The following is a 7,239-nucleotide window of genomic DNA, read 5'->3' on the forward strand; positions in this document are numbered from 1 at the left end:
GCGCCGGGGTCCTTGCGCAGGTCGGCGCCGGCGACGGTCGCGTCGCCGCGGGTGGGGCGCAGGAGAGTGGTGAGCATGCGGAGCGTGGTCGTCTTGCCCGCCCCGTTCGGGCCGAGGAAGCCGACGATCTCGCCGGCCTCGACGTCGAGGTCGACGCCGCGCACGGCATCGACGTCCCCTCGACGTGTGCGGTAGGTGCGGGCCAGGCCGCGGGCATGGATCATGCGGGGTCCTCCTTCGGTGGAGGACCCAGTATTCAAGATGGACTATTACTCGTCAACCTTGACTATTACGTGTTCTCCTCCGCCAGCGCGAGGACCACGCCCGGGCCGACCCCCGCTGCTCGCGCGATCTCGATCTGCTCGGCCGTGGGCGTCCACGCGGGCGGCTCGCCGTGGAAGGCGTAGGCGCCGCCGTTCACGCGCTCGAGGTACTCGCGGGCCCACTCGAGCTCCCCGCGGATGCGTGCGCTGGTCAGCCGCGCCACCTCCGTCGCGGTGTCGGGCGTGTCCCGGGCGGCGAGCATCTGCTCGATCTGCGTCGCGAGCACGGTCAGCTCGCCCTTGAGGAGCTCGGTCCGGGCCTCGATGGTCCGGACGACCTCGTCCCGGGGGAGCGCGAAGGCCATGTTCACGGCCGTGAGCAGGAGGGTGGGGTCGTCGAGAGTGAGCAGGCCCGCGCGCACCAGGCCCAGGAACTCGCCCTCGCCCGCGTCCGTGAGGCGATAGGTCGTCCGCGGTGGCCGGGGACCGGTGGCTGCGACGCCGACCTCCTCGAGCAGGCCCGACCGGGTCAGCGACTTCAGGGCGTTGTAGATGGATCCCGGGTGGACGTGCGCCCACCGGTCGATCTCCCAGCTGACCAGCTCCCGGCGCAGGAAGTAGCCGTGCACGGGCTGGAAGATCCGCACGCAGCCGAGCACGAGCAGGCGCGTCGCGGACCCCGGAGGTGTCGCGGGAGCGGGCATGCGGCGATCCTGCCACGGGCGATGCACGAAGATGGGCAGCGTGACACAGCGCAGCGTCGTCCTCCTCGGGTCCACGGGCTCGATCGGTACCCAGGCCGTCGACGTCGTCACCCGTAACCCCGACCGGTTCTCGGTGGTGGGCCTGTCCGCCGGTGGTGGTGACGTCTCCCTGCTGGCCCGGCAGGCGCGCGAGCTCGGCGTGTCTGCGGTCGCGGTCGCCGACCCGCGCGCGGAGGCACCCCTGCGCGAGGCCCTCGGCGACGGCATCGAGGTGCTCGTCGGCCCGCAGGCGTCCACGGAGCTGGCCGGCCGCGGGGCCGACGTCGTGCTCAACGGCGTCACCGGCTCGGTCGGGCTGGGGCCGACCCTCGCCGCGCTGGAGGCGGGCAGCACCCTGGCGCTGGCCAACAAGGAGTCGCTGGTGGTGGGCGGCCGGCTGGTGCACGCCGCGCGGCAACGGCCCGACCAGATCGTGCCCGTGGACTCCGAGCACTCGGCGATCGCCCAGGCACTGCGCGGTGGCACGCACCCCGAGGTACGGCGGCTGATCCTCACGGCCTCGGGCGGTCCGTTCCGCGGGTGGTCGCACGACGACGTCAAGGCGGTGACGCCGCAGCAGGCGCTCGCCCACCCGACCTGGTCGATGGGTCCGGTGGTGACGATCAACTCCTCGACCTTGATGAACAAGGGCCTGGAGCTCATCGAGGCGCACCTGCTGTTCGACGTGCCCGTCGCGGACATCACTGTCGTGGTGCACCCGCAGTCGGTGGTGCACTCCATGGTCGAGTTCGTGGACGGCTCGACGCTGGCCCAGGCGTCGCCGCCGGACATGCGGCTGCCGATCGCGCTCGGGCTGTCGTGGCCGGACCGGGTCCCCGAGGTGGCGCCGCCGTGCGACTGGACGCAGGCCACCGCCTGGACGTTCGAGCCGCTCGACGAGGACGTCTTCGGCGCGGTGCGCCTGGCGCGCGAGGCCGTCGCGGCGTCCGCCACCCACCCCGCGGTCTACAACGCGGCCAACGAGGAGTGCGTCGAGGCGTTCCTGGCCGGGCGGATCGGGTTCCTGGACATCGTCACCACGGTCGAGCGCGTCCTGGGCGAGCACGACGGCACCACGCCCGACGCCCTCACGCTGGACGCGGTGCTGGCTGCCGAGGTCTGGGCCCGCGCCCGCGCGCAGGAGCTCCTGGCGCGCGCGTGAGTCAGTGCCCGAGCACGTGCTCGAGCAGTCCGCTCCACCGGCTCGCGTGACCCGTGCGGGCCTCGGTCCGGTCCGCCCAGGTGGTCGCCTTGCGCGTGGCGGTGATGCCCGCCCAGCGCAGGGGTTCCGGCTCCCACGCGGGGGAGCGGTGGCCCACCCACGGCAGCCGCGTGAGCGCGCTGTCCGACCCGGTGATCAGGTCCGCGAGCGTGCGGCCCGCCAGGTTGGTCATCGCGACGCCGTCGCCCACGTAGCCGCCGGCCCAGCCGATCCCGTCGTCGTCCAGCCCGACCGACGGGTGCCAGTCGCGGTGCACGCCCAGCGGCCCGCCCCAGTGGTGGGTGATCTCGGCCCGGTCGAGCACCGGGAACAGGTCGACCAGCGCCTGCGCGAGGTGGGAGGCCGTGGATCGCGCCTGGTCGTACTCGGGACGGATCGCGGAGCCGGCGTGGTACGGCGCACCGCGACCGCCGAACACGATCCGGTCGTCCGTGGTGCGCTGGCCGTACACGATGAGGTTCCGCGCGTCGGCGAACGTCTCGGCACGGTCGAGACCGATCTCGGCCCAGACCTCGGGCGGCAGCGGCTCGGTCGCGATCACGTGTGAGTACACCGGGGCGACCTCCCGGCCGGACCCGGGCAGCTGCGAGCTCCACGCCTCGGTCGCGCGAACCACCCAGCGTGCCCGCACGATGCCGTGGTCGGTCACGACCGCGCGCGGGGACAGCCGCAGCGCGCGCGTCCCCTCGGCCACCCGGGCTCCGCGGGAGAGCACCACGTCGAGCAGCCCACGCACCAGGCGCAGCGGCTGGATCCGGGCGCAGTCCGGGGTGTACGAGCCGCCCACCACGCTGGTCGCGCGGACGTGCTCCTCGACCCCGTCGGCGCCGAGCAGGTGCGACTCGTCTCCCCAGCGCGCGTCGGTGGCCACTCCCTCGGCGACGCGCTCCAGCTGCGGGCGGTTGCGGGCGAGCGTGACGGTGCCGCCGAACGCGAACCCGCACTCGATCTGCTCGGCCGCCGCCACCCCGCCGACCTCGACGACGGTGTCCCGCATGGCGGCGCGCATCGCCGCGGCGGCCTCGTGCCCGTGCAGACGCGCCAGCTCGTCGCCGGAGACCGGCAGGAGAGCCGAGCACCAGCCGCCGTTGCGCCCGCTCGCGCCGAACCCCGCCACCTCGGCCTCGACCACCAGCACGTCGAGCGACGGGTCCGCCTCGAGCAGGTAGTACGCGGTCCACAAGCCGGTCAGACCGGCCCCGACCACGACGACGTCCGCCTGGGTGTCCCCGTCAAGAGGGTCGAGCGGGGCGAGGTCGGGCAGCTGGTCGAACCAGAGCGACACGCTCACAGGCGCGCCCAGGCCTCGGTCAGCACGCCCCGCAGGATGCCGGTGATCTCGTCGAACTCGGCCTGCCCGCAGGTGAGCGGAGGGGCGAGCTGGATGACCGGGTCACCGCGGTCGTCGGCGCGGCAGTACAGCCCGGCGTCGTACAGGGCGCCCGACAGGAACCCGCGCAGCAGGCGCTCGCTCTCGTCGTCGTCGAACGTCTCCCGGGTCGACTTGTCCTTGACCAGCTCGATCCCGTAGAAGAAGCCCTCGCCGCGCACGTCGCCCACGATCGGCAGGTCCAGCAGACCCTCGAGGGTGCGCCGGAACGCCGGTGCCGACTCCTTCACGTGCGCGGTGATGCCCTCGCGCTCGAACAGGTCGAGGTTCGCGTTGGCCACCGCCGCGGACACCGGGTGGCCGCCGAACGTGTAGCCGTGCGCGAACGACGCGTTGCCCGTCTTGAACGGCTCGTAGAGCTTGTCGGAGGCGATCAGGGCGCCGATGGGGGAGTAGCCCGAGGTCATGCCCTTGGCGCAGGTGATCATGTCCGGGACGTAGCCGAAGTCGTCGCACGCGAAGATCGACCCGATGCGCCCGAACGCGCAGATGACCTCGTCGGACACCAGCAGCACGTCGTACTGGTCGCAGATCTCGCGCACCCGCTCGAAGTAGCCCGGCGGCGGAGGGAAGCACCCGCCGGCGTTCTGCACCGGCTCCAGGAACACCGCGGCGACCGAGTCCGGACCTTCCATCTCGATGGCGTCGCCGATGCGGTCCGCGGCCCACCGGCCGAACGCCTTCGGGTCGTCGCGCAGGTGCTCGGGTGCGCGGTACTCGTTGGTGTTCGGCACCTTGTGCGCGCCCGGCACCAGCGGCTCGAACTGCTGCTTCAGCGTCGGCAGACCCGTGATGGACAGGGCTCCGTGGGTGGTGCCGTGGTAGGCGATGGACCGGGAGATCACCTTGTACTTGTTCGGCTTGCCGGTGAGCTTGAAGTAGTTCTTGGCCAGCTTCCAGGCGGTCTCGACGGCCTCGCCGCCGCCCGTGGTGAAGAAGACGTGGTTGAGGTCGCCCGGGGCGTAGGCCGCCAGCCGCTCCGCGAGGTCGATCGCCTGCGGGTGCGCATAGGACCACAGCGGGAAGAACGCCAGCTGCTCGGCCTGCACCCGTGCCGCCTCGGCCAGCTCGGTGCGACCATGGCCGGCCTGCACGACGAACAGTCCGGAGAGCCCGTCGATGTACTTGCGGCCCTGGTCGTCCCAGATGTGGTGCCCCTGGCCGCGCACGATCGTCGGGACGCCGTGGTCCCAGGCGCTCTGCCGCGTGAAGTGGCCCCAGAGGTGGGCCTTGGCGGCCTGGGAACGGTCCGTTCCACGAGGTGTCGTGCTCATCGGGTCCCCCAGTTGTAGAGCTGCTTGCGCAGCTTCAGGTAGACGAACGTCTCGGTGGTCCGCACCCCGGGCAGCGAGCGGATCTTCTGGTTGAGCACCTCGAGCAGGTGGTCGTCGTCCTCGCACACCACCTCGCACAGCAGGTCGAAGCCGCCCGCGGTGATCACCACGTAGTCGACCTCGGGCAGCTCGGCGAGCGCGTCCGCGACCAGCGACAGGTCGCCCTCGCACTTCAGGCCGATCATCGCCTGGCGCGTGAAGCCGACCTGCAGCGGGTCGGTCACCGCGACGATCTGCATCACCCCGGAGTCGGTGAGGCGCTGCACGCGCTGGCGTACCGCGGCCTCCGACAGCCCGATCGCCTTGCCGATCGCCGCATAGGGTCGCCGGCCGTCCTCCTGGAGCTGCTCGACGATGGCCTTGGAGACGTCGTCGAGAGCCGGGTGCCCGGGTGCTGGTCTGCGTGTGCCCACCCGCCGATGGTGGTGGGCAGAGGGGCGCAATGCAAGGAATCCGTCGCGACAGGCCGTGTGAACTTCTGATTTCGGCGTTCGCGACCCCCGGACTGGTCGAATGCCCCCGTGCGGCCTCCCGAAAGGACCTCGACCGGCGTAGCGTGCCACGCACCGACCGTGAGGAGAACTGCTGTGAGCCAGGCCACCGACCAGACCCTCGAGCTGCACAACGTGATCGGGGGCGCCCAGCGGCCCGCCGCGGACGGCCGCACGACGGCCGTGATCGACCCGTCGACCGGCACCGAGTACGCCCGGGCGCCGCTGTCGGGGGCCGAGGACGTCGACGCGGCCTACCGCGCGGCCTCGGACGCGTTCACCACGTGGGGCCGCACCACGCCGGCCGAGCGCCAGCTCGCGCTCCTGCGCCTGGCCGACGCGATCGAGCAGCGGGCCGACGAGTTCGTCGCGGTCGAGTCCCGGAACACTGGCAAGCCCCTGCACCTGACCGCCACGGACGAGGTGCCGCCGTGCGTGGACCAGCTGCGGTTCTTCGCCGGTGCCGCCCGCGTGCTCGACGGGCTGAGCGCGGGGGAGTACATGGCGGGGCACACCTCCTGGGTGCGACGCGAGCCGGTCGGGGTGGTCGGCCAGGTCACGCCGTGGAACTACCCACTGATGATGGCCATCTGGAAGATCGCGCCCGCGCTCGCGGCCGGGAACACGATCGTCCTCAAGCCGTCGGACACCACGCCGGCCTCGACGCTGCTGCTCGGCCAGGTGGCCAACGAGGTGCTGCCCCCGGGAGTGCTCAACGTCGTGTGCGGCGACCGGGACACCGGCCGCGCCCTGGTCTCCCACCAGCGCCCCGACATGGTCGCGATCACCGGCTCGGTGCGCGCGGGCTCGCAGGTGGCGGAGGCGGCCGCGGCCAACGTCAAGCGCGTGCACCTCGAGCTTGGCGGCAAGGCGCCGGTGATCGTGTTCGCCGACGCGGACCTCGCGGGGGCGGCCGAGGGCATCGCCGGCGCCGGGTACTACAACGCCGGGCAGGACTGCACGGCCGCCACCCGCGTGCTCGTGCACGCGTCGGTGCACGACGACTTCGTGGCGGCCCTCGCCGAGGCGGCCAAGGGGCAGCGCACCGGCGTGCCGAGCGACCCCGACGTGGCGTTCGGCCCGGTCAACAACGCGCTGCAGCTGGACCGCGTCACCGGCTTCCTCGACCGGCTGCCCGACCACGCGTCGATCGTGACCGGCGGGCACCGGGTGGGCGACGTCGGCTACTTCGTCGAGGCCACCGTGGTGTCCGGCCTGAAGCAGGACGACGAGGCCGTGCAGGACGAGATCTTCGGCCCGGTCATCACGGTCCAGACGTTCACCGACGAGGACGAGGCCATCACGCTGGCCAACGGCGTGCGCTACGGCCTGTCCAGCTCCGTGTGGACGCAGAACCACGGCCGGGCGCTGCGGGTGTCCCGGGCGCTGGACTTCGGGGTCGTGTGGATCAACACCCACATCCCGTTCGTCGCCGAGATGCCGCACGGCGGGTTCAAGCACTCCGGGTACGGCAAGGACCTGTCGATGTACGGGTTCGAGGACTACACGCGCATCAAGCACGTGATGTCCGCTTTCGACGCCTGAGCCGACGGATCCGGGGGTCGATTGTTCCATCCGTGCAACATTTTCGTTGCGAGCGGGTGCTTACGCGACGGATTCCTTGCTGGACGGCCGTCTGTTTGCGAAGATCCGACGACCCGTCGTCCTCGGCGGCACCCTCCGGCACCCTAGGAGCCTCATGAGCCCCCACCGCCGCCCTGCCCCCGCCGACCCGCGCGTCCGCGCGCTCGTCGCACAGGCGTCGAACCGAGGCCGCTCGGCGAACCTGTCGCGGC

7 protein-coding genes are annotated in these 7,239 nt (G+C 72.2%); 2 read left to right on the plus strand and 5 right to left on the minus strand.

Annotated elements, in window-relative coordinates:
• Both AC1DUQ_RS14160 and AC1DUQ_RS14165 read right to left on the minus strand, forming a co-directional pair.
• Nucleotides 1–224: ATP-binding cassette domain-containing protein (locus AC1DUQ_RS14160; protein WP_477074003.1), on the minus strand; the 224-nt coding region annotated here is incomplete at its 3' end.
• 65 nt (nucleotides 225–289) lie between these two features.
• Nucleotides 290–967 carry a PadR family transcriptional regulator gene (locus AC1DUQ_RS14165; RefSeq protein WP_477062908.1) on the minus strand — a complete coding sequence of 226 codons (678 nt, stop codon included), beginning with the start codon at nucleotides 965–967 and terminating at the stop codon, nucleotides 290–292.
• Nucleotides 968–1,007: 40 nt separating this feature from the next.
• On the opposite strand from AC1DUQ_RS14165, the gene dxr reads away from it, so the two are divergent.
• The gene (gene dxr / locus AC1DUQ_RS14170; protein ID WP_477062909.1) at nucleotides 1,008–2,168 is read left to right on the plus strand and encodes a 1-deoxy-D-xylulose-5-phosphate reductoisomerase; all 1,161 of its coding nucleotides are present in this window, start codon (nucleotides 1,008–1,010) and stop codon (nucleotides 2,166–2,168) included.
• A gap of 1 nt (nucleotide 2,169) precedes the next feature.
• On the opposite strand, the gene AC1DUQ_RS14175 is transcribed toward dxr, so the two are convergent.
• The 3 genes from AC1DUQ_RS14175 to AC1DUQ_RS14185 are packed head-to-tail and all read right to left on the minus strand — an operon-like array spanning nucleotide 2,170 to nucleotide 5,365.
• Nucleotides 2,170–3,513 (minus strand): NAD(P)/FAD-dependent oxidoreductase, encoded by a 1,344-nt coding sequence (locus tag AC1DUQ_RS14175; RefSeq protein ID WP_477074004.1) that lies wholly within the window; start codon nucleotides 3,511–3,513, stop codon nucleotides 2,170–2,172.
• A gap of 2 nt (nucleotides 3,514–3,515) precedes the next feature.
• Nucleotides 3,516–4,892: an aspartate aminotransferase family protein gene (locus AC1DUQ_RS14180; RefSeq protein ID WP_477062911.1), complete on the minus strand. Its 1,377-nt coding sequence runs from the start codon at nucleotides 4,890–4,892 to the stop codon at nucleotides 3,516–3,518.
• A complete protein-coding gene (locus tag AC1DUQ_RS14185) occupies nucleotides 4,889–5,365 on the minus strand; it encodes an Lrp/AsnC family transcriptional regulator (protein WP_477062912.1) in 477 nt (158 codons plus the stop codon). Before AC1DUQ_RS14185 ends, AC1DUQ_RS14180 begins: the two co-directional genes overlap by 4 nt.
• Before the next feature lie 174 nt (nucleotides 5,366–5,539).
• On the opposite strand from AC1DUQ_RS14185, the gene AC1DUQ_RS14190 reads away from it, so the two are divergent.
• Complete coding sequence (locus tag AC1DUQ_RS14190; RefSeq protein WP_477062913.1) at nucleotides 5,540–6,988, plus strand: gamma-aminobutyraldehyde dehydrogenase; 1,449 nt, start codon at nucleotides 5,540–5,542, stop codon at nucleotides 6,986–6,988.
• Nucleotides 6,989–7,239: the final 251 nt, after the last annotated feature.

It is taken from the genome of Cellulomonas sp. P4_B5_2 (assembly GCF_056402235.1).

Bases quoted from the DNA above. Each gene is read 5' to 3' on its own strand.
- AC1DUQ_RS14165 (WP_477062908.1), bottom strand. From the start codon at position 967: ATGCCCGCTCCCGCGACACCTCCGGGGTCCGCGACGCGCCTGCTCGTG.
- AC1DUQ_RS14180 (WP_477062911.1), bottom strand. From the start codon at position 4,892: ATGAGCACGACACCTCGTGGAACGGACCGTTCCCAGGCCGCCAAGGCC.